At 64.1% G+C, this 16,772-nt stretch carries 17 protein-coding genes; 8 read left to right on the top strand and 9 right to left on the bottom strand.

Going from position 1 to position 16,772, the window contains the following annotated elements; all coding sequences use genetic code 11:
• The first annotated feature begins 236 nt into the window (after positions 1 to 236).
• From ACNJX9_RS16845 to ACNJX9_RS16835, 3 genes are all read left to right on the top strand, one after another.
• Entirely contained in the window at positions 237 to 1,016 is a 780-nt protein-coding gene (locus ACNJX9_RS16845) for an NAD kinase (RefSeq protein WP_220002556.1), read from the top strand.
• A gap of 88 nt (positions 1,017 to 1,104) precedes the next feature.
• Complete coding sequence (locus ACNJX9_RS16840; protein WP_057745877.1) at positions 1,105 to 1,650, top strand: response regulator; 546 nt, start codon at positions 1,105 to 1,107, stop codon at positions 1,648 to 1,650.
• A gap of 30 nt (positions 1,651 to 1,680) precedes the next feature.
• Positions 1,681 to 2,259, top strand: coding sequence for an Hpt domain-containing protein (locus ACNJX9_RS16835; RefSeq protein WP_439409590.1), 579 nt, complete (start codon positions 1,681 to 1,683; stop codon positions 2,257 to 2,259).
• Positions 2,260 to 2,390: 131 nt separating this feature from the next.
• Here ACNJX9_RS16835 and ACNJX9_RS16830 read toward each other — a convergent pair whose 3' ends face one another.
• The 4 genes from ACNJX9_RS16830 to folE all read right to left on the bottom strand — a co-directional run bounded on the left by ACNJX9_RS16830 (position 2,391) and on the right by folE (position 6,068).
• Positions 2,391 to 3,566 carry a DUF2336 domain-containing protein gene (locus ACNJX9_RS16830; RefSeq protein WP_271619667.1) on the bottom strand — a complete coding sequence of 392 codons (1,176 nt, stop codon included), beginning with the start codon at positions 3,564 to 3,566 and terminating at the stop codon, positions 2,391 to 2,393.
• A 156-nt stretch (positions 3,567 to 3,722) separates the two neighbouring features.
• Complete coding sequence (locus tag ACNJX9_RS16825; RefSeq protein WP_439409589.1) at positions 3,723 to 4,730, bottom strand: lytic transglycosylase domain-containing protein; 1,008 nt, start codon at positions 4,728 to 4,730, stop codon at positions 3,723 to 3,725.
• A 195-nt stretch (positions 4,731 to 4,925) separates the two neighbouring features.
• The gene (gene hisI / locus ACNJX9_RS16820) at positions 4,926 to 5,348 is read right to left on the bottom strand and encodes a phosphoribosyl-AMP cyclohydrolase (protein ID WP_057744238.1); all 423 of its coding nucleotides are present in this window, start codon (positions 5,346 to 5,348) and stop codon (positions 4,926 to 4,928) included.
• Between the two features lie 27 nt (positions 5,349 to 5,375).
• Positions 5,376 to 6,068 (bottom strand): GTP cyclohydrolase I FolE, encoded by a 693-nt coding sequence (gene folE / locus ACNJX9_RS16815; protein ID WP_057744242.1) that lies wholly within the window; start codon positions 6,066 to 6,068, stop codon positions 5,376 to 5,378.
• 241 nt (positions 6,069 to 6,309) lie between these two features.
• On the opposite strand from folE, the gene ACNJX9_RS16810 reads away from it, so the two are divergent.
• Positions 6,310 to 6,765 carry an iron-sulfur cluster assembly scaffold protein gene (locus tag ACNJX9_RS16810; protein WP_439409588.1) on the top strand — a complete coding sequence of 152 codons (456 nt, stop codon included), beginning with the start codon at positions 6,310 to 6,312 and terminating at the stop codon, positions 6,763 to 6,765.
• A gap of 11 nt (positions 6,766 to 6,776) precedes the next feature.
• On the opposite strand, the gene ACNJX9_RS16805 is transcribed toward ACNJX9_RS16810, so the two are convergent.
• Positions 6,777 to 7,673 carry a hypothetical protein gene (locus ACNJX9_RS16805; RefSeq protein ID WP_439409586.1) on the bottom strand — a complete coding sequence of 299 codons (897 nt, stop codon included), beginning with the start codon at positions 7,671 to 7,673 and terminating at the stop codon, positions 6,777 to 6,779.
• A 230-nt stretch (positions 7,674 to 7,903) separates the two neighbouring features.
• On the opposite strand from ACNJX9_RS16805, the gene yidD reads away from it, so the two are divergent.
• Positions 7,904 to 8,242 carry a membrane protein insertion efficiency factor YidD gene (gene yidD, locus ACNJX9_RS16800; protein WP_439409585.1) on the top strand — a complete coding sequence of 113 codons (339 nt, stop codon included), beginning with the start codon at positions 7,904 to 7,906 and terminating at the stop codon, positions 8,240 to 8,242.
• A 91-nt stretch (positions 8,243 to 8,333) separates the two neighbouring features.
• Positions 8,334 to 8,546, top strand: coding sequence for a hypothetical protein (locus ACNJX9_RS16795; RefSeq protein ID WP_439409584.1), 213 nt, complete (start codon positions 8,334 to 8,336; stop codon positions 8,544 to 8,546).
• On the opposite strand, the gene ACNJX9_RS16790 is transcribed toward ACNJX9_RS16795, so the two are convergent.
• Together ACNJX9_RS16790 and ACNJX9_RS16785 are read right to left on the bottom strand one after the other, a co-directional pair.
• A complete protein-coding gene (locus ACNJX9_RS16790) occupies positions 8,547 to 9,749 on the bottom strand; it encodes a hypothetical protein (protein WP_439409583.1) in 1,203 nt (400 codons plus the stop codon).
• 14 nt (positions 9,750 to 9,763) lie between these two features.
• Positions 9,764 to 11,128: an APC family permease gene (locus ACNJX9_RS16785; protein ID WP_439409581.1), complete on the bottom strand. Its 1,365-nt coding sequence runs from the start codon at positions 11,126 to 11,128 to the stop codon at positions 9,764 to 9,766.
• 371 nt (positions 11,129 to 11,499) lie between these two features.
• Here ACNJX9_RS16785 and ACNJX9_RS16780 point away from each other — a divergent pair, with 371 nt between their 5' ends.
• A complete protein-coding gene (locus ACNJX9_RS16780) occupies positions 11,500 to 12,804 on the top strand; it encodes an alpha/beta hydrolase (RefSeq protein WP_439409580.1) in 1,305 nt (434 codons plus the stop codon).
• Positions 12,805 to 12,827: 23 nt separating this feature from the next.
• Here the strand turns inward: ACNJX9_RS16780 and ACNJX9_RS16775 are convergent, their stop codons facing one another.
• A complete protein-coding gene (locus tag ACNJX9_RS16775) occupies positions 12,828 to 13,223 on the bottom strand; it encodes a hypothetical protein (protein WP_439409578.1) in 396 nt (131 codons plus the stop codon).
• A gap of 90 nt (positions 13,224 to 13,313) precedes the next feature.
• The gene (locus ACNJX9_RS16770; protein ID WP_439409577.1) at positions 13,314 to 14,486 is read right to left on the bottom strand and encodes an MFS transporter; all 1,173 of its coding nucleotides are present in this window, start codon (positions 14,484 to 14,486) and stop codon (positions 13,314 to 13,316) included.
• A 185-nt stretch (positions 14,487 to 14,671) separates the two neighbouring features.
• Here ACNJX9_RS16770 and thrS point away from each other — a divergent pair, with 185 nt between their 5' ends.
• Positions 14,672 to 16,714, top strand: a complete 2,043-nt coding sequence (gene thrS / locus ACNJX9_RS16765; RefSeq protein WP_439409576.1) for a threonine--tRNA ligase — start codon at positions 14,672 to 14,674, stop codon at positions 16,712 to 16,714.
• Positions 16,715 to 16,772 lie beyond the last annotated feature (58 nt).

The following is a 16,772-nucleotide window of genomic DNA, read 5'->3' as shown; positions in this document are numbered from 1 at the left end:
GCCCCCGCTCGCTGCTTTCAATCCCGGAAATAGCCGCCAATTGCGACGGTTTGGGGGATCGGAGCCCCTGGATTGGCTTTCCGGGGCCGATGAAGTCGGCTTTTGCCCTCAGACGGGACGTCCGGTCAGCCTCCCGCGTTTGCCTTGCCAACCGGTCATCCTCGACAATACGGGCCCAGGTCGTATAGACGACCTCGGCGGACCTTTCTCGAGCCAGCGGCACCTGCCTGGAAGCCATGACCAAGCCATCGCGATACGAACGGATCGCCTTCGTCGCCAGCCCGGGCAGCGAGGCCGCGGCCGCCTTCCACCAGCTTACGGCGCAATACGGCAATTGCGATCCTGACGAGGCCGACGTCGTGGTCGCGCTTGGCGGCGACGGGCTGATGCTTCAGACGCTGCACCACCACATGCGCTCCGGCAAGCCGATCTACGGCATGCACCGCGGCACGGTCGGCTTCCTGATGAACGAGTACTCGACGCATGATCTGCGCGCGCGGCTTGAGGCGGCGCATGAATCCGAGATCAATCCGCTGCTGATGCGCGCGACCGACGTCAACGACCGCGTCCATCTGCACCACGCCATCAACGAGGTCTACCTGTTCCGGCAGACCTCCCAGGCGGCGCGCCTGCGCATCCTGATCGACGAGCGCGAGCGCATGCCCGAGCTGATCGCCGACGGCATCATCGTTGCGACGCCGGCGGGCTCGACGGCCTACAATCTCTCCGCCCAAGGCCCGATCCTGCCGATCAATGCGGCGCTGCTGGCACTGACGCCGATCAGCGCCTTCCGGCCCCGGCGCTGGCGCGGCGCCCTGCTCCCCAACACCGCCTATGTCGTGATCGAGGTGCTGGAGGACGACAAGCGCCCGGTCGCGGCGGTCGCCGACCATGAGGAGGTGCGCAGGGTCCGGCGCGTCGAAGTCCTGTCCGACAAATCCATCTCGATGCGCATGCTGTTCGACCCCGGCCACAGCCTGGAAGAGCGCATCTTGCGCGAGCAGTTCGGCTATTGAGGCCCCCTCCCGGGCGCCCGATGGCAACGCTTCGTTAACCCGAGCCACGATATGGTTAACGAAGGTTGACCGCTTTGGCCCGGGCGTCATGTTCCGCATCGACTTCAACAAGCTGCGCTTTCTCGTCTGCGACGACAATCCCCATATGCGCCGCATCCTGCGGACGCTGCTGCATTCATTCGGCGCCCGCGAGGTCTATGAGGCCGAGGACGGCGCCACTGCGCTGGAAATGTACAGCCACTACGTGCCCGACATCGTCATCACCGACTGGGCGATGCCGATCTTCGACGGGCTCGAGCTGGCACAGATGATCCGGCAGCCCGAATCCAAGGGCAATCCCTACGCACCGATCATCATGCTGACGGGGCATTCCGAGAAGCGCCGCGTCACGGTCGCGCGCGATGCCGGCGTCACCGAATTCCTCGCCAAGCCGATATCGGCCAAGGGCCTCTACCAGCGCATCCTCAACGTCGTCGCCAGCCCCCGGCCCTTCATCAAGACCAAGACCTATTTCGGCCCCGACCGGCGCCGCAACACCAATTCCGCCTATATGGGTCCGGAGCGCCGTGTCGGCGAAAAGCACGAGGTGCTCCAGCAGCCCTCACTGCTCGACAAGGCCCGCTCCACCATCTAGCGCAACGTCTCATCAGGCGAGGCAGGCATCATGGCGAAGAACAGCGCAAAGGACATCGAGGTCAAGGCCTTTGCCACGCATCAATTGATCACGCAGCCCAATCCGCTGCGCAAAGTCCTGCGTCGGGTCGAGGAAAAGGACATGGATGATCCGATCGGCCGCGCCGAGCAGGCGCTGGCCGGTTTATCCGGCGAGTTCAAGAGCTGGATGACGACCGAGGTCAACCGTCTCTCGACTGCCTACGTCGCAATTCGTAACGACGGCTTCAGCAAGGAACGACGCGACGAACTGTTCCACGCCGCGCATGATATCAAGGGCGACGCGGCGACGTTCGGTTTTCCGGCCGCGGCGGGAGTTGCCGAGAGCCTGTGTCGCATCATCGAGCATGCCCCGGACCTCGAGAAGGTTCCGGCCGAGCTGTTCACGCACCATATCAACGCCATCCTCGCCATCGTGCACGAGAACACCAGGCTCGACAGCATCAGCGTCTCCGCCGAGCTCAGCCGCCGTCTGCGCAAGGTAGCCGACGACTATCTCACAGACGTCAACCGCGACCGCCCCGAGCATCTCGAGGTGATCCTGGCGCCGAGCATCGTGCCGGTGGAGTAGTACGCGCTCATCATTATGAAGATTGTAGTATCGTAGGGTGGGCAAAGCGAAGCGTGCCCACCAAACTTGATTGTACGGATAAAAATGGTGGGCACGGCGCTATGCGCCTTTGCCCACCCTACGGCATCTCGTTACGCCGCGATCAAATCGTCATACATCGGATCAATCGCGTCCTCTGCGACCAGCTCGTCACAGAACAGCCTCGCCTCTTCGCGCGCTGATTCGGTGGCGAAGCGGCGCAGCAGGACCATCAGCGGCTCGGTGGCGCCGCGGTCGCTCTCGCAATGGGTGAGCACGCGCTCGACCATGCGCCGGCGCAAGCGCGCCGCGGTGTCGTCGGTATCGACATAGCCCTGCTCGTGGCAGGCATCGAGCGCGACCTGAAATGCAGCGAAGGTTGCTTCCGGCAACCCGGCACGACGGAGCAGCGCATGCAGGCTGTTGCCGCCGCGATCGTGCAGCAGAGCCGAGACGCGCGCCAGCGGCAGGTCGGCGAGCTCGGCCAGCGCTGCATCAAACAGGTCGAGATTGCTCGACAGCAGCGCGCGCAGGATCAGGCCCGCGGTGAGCTGGCCGGTGACGCGCAGGTGCTTCACCAGGCCCTGCATGTCATCGCCGCGCGAGCGCGCCGCGATGTTGATGGTGGAGCGGTCACGGGCCTCGATCGTCATGCGCTCGGCGCGATCGGCGCTCAGCCAGTTGCGCGCGACGACGAACTGGGCCAGCGTATCGGAGAGTTTTGCCACCAGCGCGGCGCGCGTTGCGGCCGGAATATCATCCAGCACCAGCATCGCCTCGCGGATCGCGGCGAGATGGCCGTGGCGCTCGACGATGCGCGTCCAGGAGAACGGGGCGAGCTCGGCATGGGGATTTTCGATCAGCTCGAGGGCCGCAGCCGCGCAGCCGACCTCGGCGATGGCGGCGCAGACCGAGACCGGCAGGTTGATGCGGCGGGCGACCGCGCACTGCACCTCGTCATTGCCGGTCGCGACGATGTCGACGAGATCGGCATCGATCAGCAGCGGCGAATGTTCGAGCACGGGGAGCGCCACGGTCGGCTGGTCCGCCGACAATGCCCGCACGATCGACGCCGGAGCGTCCGTGCTGCGCGCAAAAGCCTCGGCCATCGCCTGCCGCACCAGCGGCGAAGGATCGTCGAGCAGCATCAAGAGCGCGCCTTCAGCGGCGACGCGGTCGTCATGGGAAAGATCTGAGATGAGCCAGGCCCGGGCCAACGCCCGCGTTGCCTCCGCCCGCTCACCGGCGGGCGCGGTCCTGATCCAATTGATGAACTGCCGAACAATCATGTTGCTTCCGGCTTACGCAACGAAAAACGAAGCGGTGACTGGATGTCGCCTGCAACACAAAATAAACCACGACGCTTAACAAAGCGTTCACCATAACTCGCTGGTTTTATTGATGATTTGTTAAGGGCTGAAACTCGCCGAGCGGGCGCGGCCGCGCTAGCTGGAGTATGCGCCGCTGCGATCGCTGAAGAGATCGAGCGGTTGCGGGGGGCGCACGTCCGGTGTTGCCGAGGCGACTGACGTGAGCGAGGCGTTGTTGCCCCACAATTTCTGCACCGTCGTCGAGACCGGCTGCGTCGCATCGCCGGGCTGATAGATCGAGCGGAAAGCCGGCGTGACCGGCGTGTTGTCGGCGACGCTGGCTGCCGATGTTGCGCTCACCGGTGTCACGCCGCGCGCCTCCGGAAAGGTCTGGAGATAGGCGGCACTGTTGACCATCGGCTGCACGCCATTGGCGGCGGCGACCTGCGCGGTCGAGGGCGTGTCGCCATACATCGCCATCGCGCTGCGCGTCGATTTCGCGTTCGAAGCGCTGGCGTAGCGCGCATTCAGCACCGAATAGACTTCAGAGACGCTGCGCGCGCGGCCGTCCCTGGCGTAAAAGATCGAGCGGTTGGCGGATGCCGCATTGGGAAAGAGCCGCGCACCGACCGCTTGTGGATTGTCTTCGGCATTGGCGATCAGTTTCGCCGCGCCGCCGACACCCATGAAATGCGCCATGTAGAGCTCGCTGTCGGATGGCCTGCGGCCGAGCAGACCGGTGAGCTTGAAGCTGTTCGACTGCGTCAGCGCCGCCGCCATGCTGGATGCGGCCTCTGGATCGTCACGCAGCTTCATGATCGAGCGCTTCATGAAGGGATCGTCGACGGTGTAGCTGCCCGACGAAGTCTTGGTAATGGCATCGGCATAGTTGCCATAGCCGAGCTGGGGACCCGCCTCCTTCACCGTGCCGAGCCAGGTCTGATCGATGAACTGATAGAGGCCGTGGGCGGATGACGTGGTGGCGCCAGCCGATGGATCGAAATCCGATTCCATCTTGGCTGTGGTCAGCATGTATTCGAAGCTGACGCCGGTCTGGTTCGAGCCCTGCTTGATCGCACCAGCGACACGCTTCAAGCCGTCGCTCGCGGCTATCTGCGTGGCACTGGAATTGTCGACCGACATGATGTAGCGCCCGCCCCGCGCGGCGTTTGAGCGGCGCCGGCAATTCGGACGCCCGATCGTCCCACCGTGGGACATGTATGGTTAATGCGGGGTTAATTCCGGAGGCACCGTCATTCCGGGGCATCGCGCAGCGATGAACCCAGAATCTCGAGATTCCGGGTTCGCCCCTTCGGTGCGCCCCGGAATGACGGGAGGCTATTTCTTGTAGACCGCGTTCGGATCGAACAGCCTGTCCGCCTCGACGAACACCAGCTTTGCGCCCCCGCCTTCGGCCTCGACCTTGCGATAGAAGCAGGACCTTCGGCCGGTGTGACAGGCCGCGCCGATCTGCTCGACGCGAATCCAGACCGCGTCCTGGTCGCAATCGGTGCGGATCTCGACCACGCGCTGGGTCTGACCCGAGGTCTCACCTTTCCGCCACAAGGCATTGCGCGAACGGCTGAAGTACCAGGCTTCACCGGTGGCAATGGTCTTGCGCAACGCCTCCTCATTCATATGCGCGACCATCAGGACGTCGCCGGTGGCGATGTCCGTCGCCACGCAGGTCACGAGGCCATTCGCATCGAACTTGGGCAGGAAAGCCAGGCCTTCCTCGATCTCATGGGAGTGAGCTGACACGACAAATCTCGCCAGTTGTTCGCGAGGTCAGCGCGTCATGCCTCGCACCATGGACAGGAACCGGGCCTGCTCCGCAGGATTGTCGCGGAACATGCCGGTGTAGCGGCTGGTGAAGGTCGAGGCGCCATGCTTGGCGACGCCTCGCACCGACATGCAGGTATGCTCGGCCTCGATCAGGACGGCAACGCCGCGCGGTTTCAGGATCTCGTCGATCGCGGCTGCGATCTGCGCCGTCAGATGTTCCTGGGTCTGGAGCCGGCGGGCGAAGATGTCGGTCAGGCGGGCAAGCTTGGACAGTCCGACGACGCGCTCCACCGGCGTATAGGCGATGTGCGCCTTGCCGTAGAACGGCATCATGTGATGCTCGCACTGCGAGGTGAACTCGATGTCCCGCACCAGCACGAAGTCGTCATAGCCGGCGGTCTCGCCGAAGGTGCGATCGAGCACCTCGGCCGGGCACTGGTGATAGCCCTGATAGAGCTCGTCGAAAGCCTCGACCACGCGGCGCGGCGTGTCGAGCAGGCCCTCACGCCCGGTGTTCTCGCCGATATAGGCGAGCAGCGTCTTCACCGCCGCTTCCGCCTCGGCACGCGCGGGGCGCGGCTGGTCGGCGCGGACAGCGGCCGCGAGGAATTCAGCGGGGTCAAGCTCGGCCGGCCGGCTCTCGGGCTGCCGGTCGGAAGGCTTGTTCGGGCGGATGGATTTGATCGTTGCGTCCATGTCTACTCCGTTCGACGGCCTTGCGGCCGGAGTGTCACCGGCAGACGGGGCGGACAAGCCGCCGGACGCCTGAAGAGAGCGGTTTTGACGAAAAAGGCCACTCGGCACAACGCCGGCTGAGCGGATATGGATCACCGCCGACGCACCGCCGGACTGTTTTTCCGCCAGTTCCGCCCCTATATAAGACCCTGGACCGCGCCAGCCAAGGCCGATCCGGCAGGTAAGTGTTGGACTCCATCACATGCTGAACGACATCTACAATAAACGGATTATCGAGCTGGCCGGTAATATTCCGCGCCTCGGACGGTTGCCGGACCCCGATGCCACCGCGACCGCCCATTCCAAGCTGTGCGGCTCGACCGTGAAGATCGACCTCAAGATGGAGGGCGACACCGTCACCGACTTCGCGCATGACGTGAAGGCGTGCGCGCTGGGACAGGCCTCTTCATCCATCATGGCAAGTCACGTGGTCGGCTCGACTGCGAGCGAACTCCGTGAGTTACGCGAAACCGTTCGCAAGATGCTCAAGGAGAACGGCGCTCCTCCTGAAGGCAAATGGGAAGAGATTAAATTCCTCGAGCCGGTCCGTGACTACAAGGCGCGTCATGCCTCGACGCTCCTCACCTTCGATGCCGTGGTCGATGCGATCGGCCAAATCGAGGCCAAGGCGAAGCACCCGGCCACTGTGCAAGCCTGATACTGAGGCTCTTACTTCTGCGGCGCCGCGGCCGGCGTCGCCACGCCCCCAGTCGGGACCAGCGCTTCCGCCGTCTTGGTCGACTTGGCAGGCTCCGGTTCCTCGCCGAACCTTGCCTGCGTCTTTGGCGCAAGGTCCGCCATTGCAGGCGCAGCAACGTCCACATGCGGCAGGACGTCGGACACCAGATCGGTCGTGACGAGATTGGTCAGCTTCAGCTCAGACGCATCGAGCTCATGCAGATCTTCCCACGGCGGCACGTTCAGAGCGAGCGACAGCAGATCCCCCGCCCCGCCCATGTCGAAGGTGTATTTGGCGAGCCGGCCGATGTCGCGTTCCACGATCATCAAATCCTGCGCGCTGTAGCTTGCTGCCTTGGCGTCGTCGGCGCGATCGCCCATCCAGATCTGATGGACGCGGACATGGGCCGCATCAGGCACGTAGCGCTTCTTGCCGGCCAGCAGCAGGAACACGCACATGGATTCGCAATAGGCCTCCGAGGCGATCCTCGGACGGGCGCCCTTCCCGCCGCCGTTCTGCTGCGTGATCCCAACGGTGGTCAGGAGACCGAGATTGCGGAAGCGCCGGCCCAGCGTGATCGCGTCGTTGACAGAACCGCCGCTGGAGTCGAGCACCACTGTAGCGCCGCCGAGCTGCCGGCCGCGGGCGAAATCGTCAAAGTCCTTCGGAGTATCTGCGGTGATAATGCCGACCGCGCTGACCCAGCCGCGGCAATTGGGCTCGCAGGCAACCCAGCCAAACTTCATCGGCAGCTTGCGCTCTTCGAGCGAGGCGCCAGCGCTGGCCGGCGAGCCAAGGGTCGCGATGGCCCCCGACAACACGACGCCACAAGCGGCGGTTCCCACCAGCAACCAGCCACGAAGATTGAATGACTTCAGAACTTTCAAACTGGTTCCTTCCCCAAGCCCCAAGGCGATTCAGGCAAGCCCCGTATCGATGTTCCCGCGAGTCTACACATGGACGTCACAAAAATGGTATCCGGGGGAATACAGATCGTCCATAGGTACTTGCTGCACTGCTCCCTGAAAGCAGGCAAAATATGGCGCGCGTACAACAGCTCGCTGTTCCCTGCGCTGGAACCGAGCATTGGTGCGCACAGGACGTCGGCACATCGCACATGAAGCACTCAGCCTGCGAGCATTGTTCCGCACCCGTTGCCCAAGCCCTGCGGCTGCCGCGCAGATTCGGTCGCGCGCTGATCTGGCTCTACCGGCATACGCTGTCGCCGCTGGTCGGCTATAACTGCCGACACCTGCCGACCTGCTCCGTATACGGCGACGAAGCCATCGAGCGCTTCGGACTCTGGGCCGGTGGTTGGATGACAATCGCCCGGCTGTTGCGCTGCAATCCCTTCGGCACATCAGGCATCGACAACGTGCCTCTCGCTGCCCCGCAAAGCGCACGCTGGTATTTGCCGTGGCGCTACGGCCGCTGGCGCGGCGTCAACGCCCCGTAACCATACTGCGGTGCTTCACGCATCGCTGCCCTGAGCGGAACCGGAACTTCCCCCTAGCGTTGTCGTGATGCTCCCGCGGGAGGAAACAACAATGCGCTGGAAAATCAGCCGTCATTTTCATTTCAGGCCTGGTCTGCATCTTAGCTTCAATCCCAGGGATCACGATCCGCGTACCGTCGACATGATCGCGATCGTCGCATTGCTCGTGCTGGTCATCGGCTCCGGGTGGTATCTGGCAACATCTCTTGCAACGCCGCCAAGCACCACGGCATTCATCGTGCCCAGCCAGAGCGTGCACTGGTAGCTAACGAAACCAGAAAAAGCGTCCGGGCGGCGGTGGAATCGGCTCGGGCGGACGCGGCCGCTTCGGGCGCAGCGGCTTCGGCTGCGGCTCGGCGAACGAGGACGTCTCCGCGGCAGGCAGCGCATCGCCCCCCGCGACCTTCACCGACAGCAGCAAATTCGACTCGTGCATGCGCCAGCGATAGCCGACGCCGAAGTCGATGGGCTGCGCGCGCGTGAACAATTCGGCGTAACGCTCCTGATAGCGGCCGGGGAATTCGTTGATCGGACCGAGATAGCGGCCGAACGGGAAAAAGCGCCATTGCCGCGGATTGTAGTTGGCGAGCGGAATGCCGGAATCGTCCTGGATGATGGTCGCGCTGTTGGCAAGCAGCCAGTCCCGCGCGACGGTGAAGTTGCCGGAGTGCAGCAGATAGGACGCGCTCTTGATCAGGCTGTTGCCCGGGCCGAGTGTCTCGCAGAATTTCAGGAAGCCTGCGGCGCGTGCCCCAGGATTGGAGAGATCCGTCGAGAAATAATACAGCGTGCGCGCTTCCCCGTCGCTGCCGGCAAATGTGATGCGGACGCCGCGCGTGGCGCTCGGCCCAGGATTGTCATTGCCGACGTGTACTCCGCCCTTGTCGTCGAGCGCGACCATCTCGACGTTGCGGATGATTTTGCCGGAGCGCGCCAGGAAAACGTAGAGGATCGGCAAGGTGCCGTTGACCTGATTGGTGTGCAGGTCGACCTTCATCTGCTTGGTGATGAAGAAGGAAAAGCTCAGGATCGAACCGAGCGAGCGCTCGACATTGTACACCGCGGCGTCGACCGAGCCGCGCGACAGCCTGCTCAAATCAGGCACCGCGCCAACAGGTTCGAGCGCGCCCAGCACATAGGTGCTGGCCTTGGAATAGAAGGCGTTGGCGTAAAGGAAATCCGGCCCACTGAACAAATAGAACATCGTCGGCCGCGGCGCGGCGAGATTGACGTCGGCCCAGCTCCGGATCTTCGATAGTTGCCGCTGCTCGAGCTGGGCGAAGGCGCCGTCGAAGAATTTTGCGTGATGCTGCCAGGATGGGTCCCTGGTCAGCGCCATCAGCGGCGAATCCGCCGAAGGCTGCATGCCCGCGAGGAAGCGCGCGGTGTCGTCATAGGTGACCTCGGCCGCACGCACGGACGAGATGGTCGCGGCCAGCAGGGCAAGAGCGACGGCCGCAAATCTCATGGGTCGAAACATGTCTATTCGCGATTGTGTGAATTGGCTGCGGCGACCGGCCGCCTGCGGAAAACAGCATAAATCAACAGGCCCGCGAGCATGACGAGCATCCCCGATAGCGACTGCACGGGCCGCTCGGTCAGGAGGTAGTACATCATGAACGCGGTCACGAGCAGGAAAATGAGCGGCGTGAACGGGTATCCCCAGGCGCGGTAAGGCCGCGGCAAATCAGGATCGGTGATGCGCAGCTTGATGACGCCGGCCACCGTGAAGAACGAGCAGAACAAGAGCGCGAACTGGATGAAGTCGAGCACGGCCTCGAAGCTGCGCGTGAACAGCAGCAGGTTGGCGACCGCGAGCTGAAACAGGATGGCGTAGGCAGGCGCGCCTCTCACCGATCGCTTCGAGAACACGCGCAGCGCGGGAATGTCCTCCCCCATCGTCATCATCACGCGCGGGCCGATCCACATCATCGCGCTGATCGAGGAGATCAGGCCGACGCAGATCATTGCCCCGACGATGCGGCCGCCAAGCGCGCCGAAGATAGCGCTGCCGGCGACGCTTGCGACATCGAGCTGGCCCGCCAGCGCGCTGATCGGCGTCGCATGAAGGAACACCGCATTGAGCGCGACATACAGCACCAGGACGATCAGCGTACCCGCAAGCAGCGCGCGCGGAAGGCTCTGCTGCGGCGTGTTCATCTCGCCGATGATGTAGGTTGCGGCATTCCAGCCGGAGAACGAGTACATCACGAAGACGAGCCCGATCGCGAAAGGCGCGCTCACGATATGGGCGAGATCGCCAGCGTGCGGAGCAAAGGAGATCGGCTGCGGCGTACCGATGACGAAGCCGGCGATCAGGAAAGCGATGATCAGCACGACCTTGAGAATGGTCGAGATCAACTGAAAGGTCGACGAATGCCTCACGCCGGTCAGTTGCACGATCGAGACCAGCCAGACGACGCCGATGGCAAGGGGGATCGGCGGAAGATCCGGCATCACCGACTTGGCGTATTCGCCAAACGCCATGGCCGCGAGCGCCACGGGCGCTGCGAAGCCGACCGTCGCCGAGACCCAGCCGGCAAGGAAACCGAAGGCCGGGTGATAGGCGCGACCGAGGAAATTGTACTCGCCGCTCGAGCGCGGAAACATCGCGCCCAGCTCGCTGTAGGAAAACACGCCGCACAGCGCGACGATGCCGCCGACCGTCCATAGCGCGAGGATGGAGAAACCCGAGGGGATATCCTTGACCTGGAAGCCGAGGCTGGTGAAGACGCCCACCCCGATCATGTCCGCAACCACGATCGCGGTTGCGACCAGAACGGAAACGCCGGAGCCGCCGGTCAGTCGCCCGCTCCAGGGCGCAGTTCCCGCATCTGATGCCGTCATCTGGTCCTTGAGCCTCAGGCGTCGAGCCTCGTTGGAGGCATCGTGCAGATTGGTTCAGTCAATTCAAGCAGGGTTAACAAGGGTTAAATGAGGCGGCCAAAATCGGTAACCAGCCACCTTCTCTCCCCGCTTTGGCCCAACAAACCCGCAGTCCGCCGCGCTGATGCGCCTGTCTCTCCCACAATCGCGACACGATTGCGTGGCAATTTTCGGTCATTCCGGAGGTGGGGAAGTTTCTCCGGACGCTTAACGTCGCCTAAACGCCAGTCGGCTCAATGGTCTTAAAGATTGCTGATGGTTCGTGACTTGGATGGGGTCATGCTTGGGGTCATGGGTGGATGGTCGGGGCCGTTCCTGAATTGAGGGCAGACATGCGCGCTGACCGGACCTGGGGGTCCGGGGCGCGCGGTCGCGCGCTTCGGATCGCCCTGACCTCAGGCTTGGTGCCCCTGTCGCTCACGCTGGTTCAATGCGGTCAGTCGCCCAATCCGACAGCGCTTGCGGCAAGCTCGCAGGCCAACGTCCAGGTCGTTGCGAAGACCAACCCGCAGGCCGCCAATCAGCGCGTCGCAAGCGGCGACACGTTCGAGGATCGCTTCCCTGCCCCGCAGTTCAAAGAGCGCTTTCCCTCGGCGAGCGAGAGTTTCCTGCAGCGGCAGATGTCGGACTTCTCGCCCAAGCGCGCTGTCCGGCAGCAGCCGGAGCAGGCGCCCTACAAGGTCGCCTCGCTCGCGCCGCAGGTCCCCTTTCAGCGTCCGCCGCGCCAGGATCTGACGACCCTCGTCAGCATGAAGACCTCGGCCTTCCCCTATTTCGGCAACAACCCCGCCTCCGACGCGCCCTTCCTCAACATCTCCAAGGGCGACCGTCGCGGCCATCGCAGCTATTCGGGCCGCGTGTTCTGGCAGGACGAGACCTACAACGACAGCCGCGTGCTGGTGCACGTCCCCGAACATTTCGACGTACGCAAGCCTGGCGTGATCGTGGTGTTCTTCCACGGCAACGGCGCGACGCTCGAGCGCGACGTGCGCGACCGCCAGCTGGTGCCGCAGCAAATCACCGATTCCGGCGCCAACGCCGTGCTGCTGGCGCCGCAGATGGCCGTCGATGCCGCCGATTCCAGCGCCGGAAAATTCTGGCAGCCCGGCGGCCTCAAACGCTTCATGGAAGAATCGGCGAGCCACCTCGCGCAGCTGACCGGCGATCCCAACAGCGCGCGCGCCTTCGCCAACATGCCGATCGTGATCGTCGGCTATAGCGGCGGCTTCCTGCCGACCGCGTGGAGCCTCGAGGTCGGCGGCATCAGCGATCGCGTCCGCGGCGTCGTGCTGCTCGATGCGGTCTATGGCGAAATGGACAAGTTCGCGTCCTGGATCGAGAGCCACCGCTCCGGCTTCTTCGTCAGCTCCTACACCCACTACACGGCAAGGCGCGACCGCGAGCTGATGAGCGTGCTCAAGCAAAAGGGTATCGGTGTCTCCGAGGACATGGACGGCCCCTTGCGTCCGGGCAGCGTCGTGTTCGTCGAAACCGGAGAGGGCATCACCCATCGCGACTACGTCAACCGCGCGTGGACGCAATACCCGCTCAAGGACGTCTTGGTGAAGATGTCGGCAACGCCGGCGCTGGCACTGGCGCGCGTTGCGGCTGCCAGCTCATCGGCACCGAGCCGCTAGCCCGGACACGAGCGACCGGGCGCTCAGCTCTTCGGTAGCTTCGGAATGCTCTCGGCAAAGCCGTTGAAGCAGGCCAGCCGCTCGTCCTCTTCCTTGAAGAATTTGCAATCGGCGTAGCCCTTGGCCTTGGGCGGCTTCGGCTTGGGCGCGGGCGGGATGATGGCGTCGTAGCAATTGAGCCGGTCCTTTGTGCCATCATCCACGTCGAGGCAGGCCTGGAGCCGCGCCGCGACCGATTGCGGCTTGCCCTTCGCTGCCGCAGCAGCGGCCGGCTTGGCAGCCGCTTCCTTGGTCCCACCCTTGGTCCCCTTGGGCTTGACCTGCACCAGCGGCTTGTCCCCCACCATCGGTGGCTTGTCGGTTTGCGCAAGTGCGGAGGCTGAATAGAGCACCGCGGCAATCGCCAGAATCATCCTCATTTCAGTCAACTCTCTTTGGTCCCCACCTCTGGCCTTCTAGCGCCCTCCCGCGCCGTTTGCCAAGCGCCTTGCGCAAGGCAAACACAGCCATCAGACCGAGGCCACAGCGGCCGGCCGGGGCCGGCTCAGGACCACCAGGACCAGCGCCAGGACGACAAGACCGACCGCCACGAAGCCTGTGCTGTGCAGCAGGTCGCGGGCAAACAACAGCCCGCCGACGGCGGAGCCGATGGCCTGGCCGATATAGAGGACCGACGTATTGAGCGCGACGGTTGCGGGCGCGAGCGGCGGGGCGGCGGCGACCAGGCGCACCTGCTGCATCGAATTGGTCGAGGCAAAGCCCAGCCCCCAGATCGCAACCGCGGTCGCCATCAACACCAGGCTGCCCGCGCCAATCGCCCACCCCGAGATGCCCGCCAGCAACAGGCACGTGAACAGCAATGACGTCCGATAAGGGCCCCAGGTATCGACGATGCGGCTCGCCACCACGACGCCGAGGAAGCCGCACACACCGTAGATGCCGAACACGAGGCCAATCGCGTCCGGGCTTGCGTCGGTCAGCTTCTTGAGCAGCGGGCCCATGAAGGTGAACACCGCGAACTGTCCGGACATTTGCAGCATCGTGATCAAAAGCAGCAGCAGGATAGACCTGTTGCGGCCAACCTCGCTCCACGTCCTCAGGTCGACCGGCGCACCCTTCAGGCCGGCCGGCAGCCGCACCAGCAGCATCAGGAAGCTCACACATCCGAGCGCGCCGATCGTGCCGTAGGCGGCGCGCCAGCCATAGCGACTGGCGATGAAGGTGATCAGCGGCAGGCCGACGGCGGCCGCAAGCGACCAGCCGAGGAAGAGATAGGCGATCGTGCTGCCACGCCGCTCCGCCGGCACGATCAGCGCCGCCGTGCCAGCGGCCTGCGGCGTGTACAGCGCGCCGACGGCGAGCATCACCAGGCGGATGAGGAGGAGGCTCGTGTAGTCGGGTGCAAAGGCCGAGGCGAGATTGCCAAGGGCCAGCACCGCAAGCGTGGTCGTGAGCAGCATCCGCCGTTCGATGCGGCTGGTCAGCCACGCCGTCAGCGGCGAGCCGATGCACAGCGTGATCGCACCATAAGTGATGAGCAGCCCGGCGGCGTGGATGCTGATGCCGAGCCCGGTCGACATCTCCGGCAGCATCCCCGCAGGAGCCAGCACCGAGCAGCCGGTCACGAGATTGCCAAGCATCAGGGCGGTTGCCGTAAAACGGCCGGCGCGGGGAGTTTCCATGCAGCTGCATGTAGAGCGGCTGGCGGCCCGTTAAAGGGCGCGGCTCGAAATAGTTGACGCGCCGCCTCCGCTTTTGCGCGCCACTTTCTTGGAAATGCCGGATTGCACGGGCCGAATCGCCTGTTATATCGCTCGTTCCCGCTTACCTGCGCTCGTTCGCAGGAGTGAGCCTCAGGAGAAAAGCAATGTCCGACCAGCCCAAATCCGAATCCGGCTTCCAATATTCCCTCAGCAATCTGAAGCCCGTGTCCCCCGCAGCCAAAGTCACCCTCACCTTCCCCGACGGCGCCCAGCGCCAATATGACAAGAGCATCACCGGCCTCGACATCGCCAAGGGCATCTCGCCCTCGCTCGCCAAGCGCACCGTGGCGATGATGCTCGACGGCGTGCTCGCCGATCTCAACGACCCCATCGAGGCCGATGCCAAGCTCAGGCTGATCTCGCGCGACGAGCCGGAGGCGCTGGAGCTGATCCGCCACGACTGCGCCCACGTGCTCGCTGAAGCCGTGCAGACGCTGTGGCCGGGCACGCAGGTGACCATCGGCCCCGTGATCGAGAACGGCTTCTATTACGACTTCTTCCGCAATGAGCCGTTCACGCCGGAAGACTTTGCCGCGATCGAGAAAAAGATGCGCGAGATCATCGCGCGCGACAAGCCTTTCACGAAAGAGGTTTGGGATCGCGAGAAAACCAAGCAGGTGTTCCGCGACAAGGGCGAGGCCTTCAAGGTCGAGTTGGTCGACGCCATTCCCGGCCACGAGCCGATCAAGATCTACTACCAGGGCGACTGGTTCGATCTCTGCCGCGGCCCGCACATGACCTCGACCGGCAAGGTCGGAGGCGCCTTCAAGCTGATGAAGGTGGCCGGCGCCTATTGGCGCGGCGACAGCAACAACCCGATGCTGACCCGCATCTATGGCACGGCCTTCGCCAAGCAGGAGGACCTCGACGCTTATCTCAAGCAGATCGAGGAAGCCGAGAAGCGCGACCATCGCAAGCTCGGACGCGAGCTCGACCTCTTCCATTTCCAGGAGGAAGGTCCCGGCGTCGTGTTCTGGCACCCCAAGGGCTGGACGATTTTCCAGCAGCTGATCGCCTATATGCGCCGCCGCCTGACCGGCGATTACAGCGAGGTCAACGCGCCGCAGATCCTCGACAAGGTGCTGTGGGAGACCTCTGGCCATTGGGGCTGGTACCGCGAGAACATGTTCGCGGCGCAGTCGGCCGGCGACGAGGCCGAGGACAAGCGCTGGTTCGCGCTGAAGCCGATGAACTGCCCCGGCCACGTCCAGATCTTCAAGCATGGCCTGAAGAGCTACCGCGACCTGCCCTTGCGCCTCGCCGAGTTCGGCGTGGTGCATCGCTATGAGCCGTCCGGCGCCATGCACGGGCTGATGCGCGTGCGCGGCTTCACCCAGGACGATGCGCACATCTTCTGCACCGAGGACCAGCTCGCCGAGGAATGCCTGAAGATCAACGATCTGATCCTGTCGACCTATGCCGATTTCGGCTTCACCGGCGATCTCACGGTCAAGCTCTCGACGCGGCCGGAAAAGCGCGTCGGCACGGATGCGATGTGGGATCACGCCGAGCGCGTGATGGCGACGGTGCTGCGCGAGATCCAGGCGCAGAACAACCACATCAAGACCGAGATCAACCCGGGCGAAGGCGCCTTCTACGGGCCGAAGTTCGAGTACGTGCTGCGCGACGCCATCGGGCGCGACTGGCAGTGCGGTACCACGCAGGTCGACTTCAACCTGCCGGAACGCTTCGGTGCGTTCTACATCGACCATGACGGCGGCAAGAAACCGCCTGTCATGGTGCACCGCGCAATCTGCGGCTCGATGGAGCGCTATATCGGCATCCTGATCGAGCACTATGCCGGCAACTTCCCGCTCTGGCTCTCGCCGGTGCAGGCCGTCGTCACCACCATCACCTCGGAAGGCGATGAATACGCCAAGGTGGTGCTGGAGCAGGCGCGACGCGCCGGGTTGCGGGTCGAGATCGACCTGCGCAACGAAAAGATCAACTACAAGGTCCGCGAGCATTCGCTGGCCAAGATTCCGGCGCTGCTCGTGGTCGGCAAGAAGGAGGCCGAGACGCATTCGGTCTCGGTCCGCCGGCTTGGCAGCGACGGCCAGAAGGTGATGACGACGGAGGAGGCAATCGCCGCCCTCGTCGACGAGGCCACCCCGCCTGACGTCCGGCGGGCGCGCGGCGCGGTCTGATCGTTGAAATCGGTCTAAAATCGCTTTCGGTTGCGGGCGTGCATGCCTATCTCGGCAT

The organism is Bradyrhizobium sp. BLXBL-03 (assembly GCF_051853015.1).
GTDB classification, from domain to species: domain Bacteria; phylum Pseudomonadota; class Alphaproteobacteria; order Rhizobiales; family Xanthobacteraceae; genus Bradyrhizobium; species Bradyrhizobium manausense.
Note: the sequence above shows the minus strand (reverse complement) of the source record. Positions and strands in the feature narration are given on the sequence as shown.

What these genes read in the sequence shown, in the direction of transcription:
- ACNJX9_RS16775 (WP_439409578.1), bottom strand. Translation starts at nt 13,223, where the DNA reads ATGAGGATGATTCTGGCGATTGCCGCGGTGCTCTATTCAGCCTCCGCA.
- ACNJX9_RS16810 (WP_439409588.1), top strand. Translation starts at nt 6,310, where the DNA reads ATGCTGAACGACATCTACAATAAACGGATTATCGAGCTGGCCGGTAAT.
- ACNJX9_RS16770 (WP_439409577.1), bottom strand. Translation starts at nt 14,486, where the DNA reads ATGGAAACTCCCCGCGCCGGCCGTTTTACGGCAACCGCCCTGATGCTT.
- ACNJX9_RS16830 (WP_271619667.1), bottom strand. Translation starts at nt 3,566, where the DNA reads ATGATTGTTCGGCAGTTCATCAATTGGATCAGGACCGCGCCCGCCGGT.
- ACNJX9_RS16835 (WP_439409590.1), top strand. Translation starts at nt 1,681, where the DNA reads ATGGCGAAGAACAGCGCAAAGGACATCGAGGTCAAGGCCTTTGCCACG.
- ACNJX9_RS16845 (WP_220002556.1), top strand. Translation starts at nt 237, where the DNA reads ATGACCAAGCCATCGCGATACGAACGGATCGCCTTCGTCGCCAGCCCG.
- thrS (WP_439409576.1), top strand. Translation starts at nt 14,672, where the DNA reads ATGTCCGACCAGCCCAAATCCGAATCCGGCTTCCAATATTCCCTCAGC.
- ACNJX9_RS16825 (WP_439409589.1), bottom strand. Translation starts at nt 4,730, where the DNA reads ATGTCGGTCGACAATTCCAGTGCCACGCAGATAGCCGCGAGCGACGGC.
- ACNJX9_RS16780 (WP_439409580.1), top strand. Translation starts at nt 11,500, where the DNA reads ATGCGCGCTGACCGGACCTGGGGGTCCGGGGCGCGCGGTCGCGCGCTT.
- ACNJX9_RS16840 (WP_057745877.1), top strand. Translation starts at nt 1,105, where the DNA reads ATGTTCCGCATCGACTTCAACAAGCTGCGCTTTCTCGTCTGCGACGAC.
- ACNJX9_RS16790 (WP_439409583.1), bottom strand. Translation starts at nt 9,749, where the DNA reads ATGAGATTTGCGGCCGTCGCTCTTGCCCTGCTGGCCGCGACCATCTCG.
- folE (WP_057744242.1), bottom strand. Translation starts at nt 6,068, where the DNA reads ATGGACGCAACGATCAAATCCATCCGCCCGAACAAGCCTTCCGACCGG.
- ACNJX9_RS16795 (WP_439409584.1), top strand. Translation starts at nt 8,334, where the DNA reads ATGCGCTGGAAAATCAGCCGTCATTTTCATTTCAGGCCTGGTCTGCAT.
- ACNJX9_RS16785 (WP_439409581.1), bottom strand. Translation starts at nt 11,128, where the DNA reads ATGACGGCATCAGATGCGGGAACTGCGCCCTGGAGCGGGCGACTGACC.
- yidD (WP_439409585.1), top strand. Translation starts at nt 7,904, where the DNA reads ATGAAGCACTCAGCCTGCGAGCATTGTTCCGCACCCGTTGCCCAAGCC.